Source organism: Parvimonas sp. D2, assembly GCF_035282635.1.
In the GTDB taxonomy this organism is placed as follows: domain Bacteria; phylum Bacillota; class Clostridia; order Tissierellales; family Peptoniphilaceae; genus Parvimonas.
The window spans coordinates 1-242 of the sequence record NZ_JAYKBO010000097.1 but is presented as its reverse complement, the minus strand read 5'-3'; the positions used below and the strand labels follow the sequence as shown (position 1 = coordinate 242).

Annotated in this window: 1 protein-coding gene; it reads right to left on the bottom strand. The window is 70.7% G+C overall.

What is annotated here, in order from left to right; translation table 11 throughout:
* Window positions 1–242 (bottom strand): hypothetical protein (locus tag VJI77_RS07705; RefSeq protein ID WP_323989013.1); only part of this gene is annotated, 242 nt, incomplete at both ends.

The following is a 242-nucleotide window of genomic DNA, read 5'->3' as shown; positions in this document are numbered from 1 at the left end:
GCCAGCGCCACCATGGCGGCCACCTGCTCGCGCCCCTGCGGCGTGGCCAACTGCGGCACGCGCGCCAGCACGATGGCGGCTTCCTCGGCCGGTGCCAGGTAGTCCAGGCTGGTGACCAGGTTCCAGCGGTCGAGCTGGGCGTGGTTGAGCATCTGCGTGCCGTGGTACAGGCCGCTGAGGTTGCCCTGGCCCAGGGTGTTCATGGTGGCGAAGAGGCGGAACTGCGCATGCGGCTGGAGCAC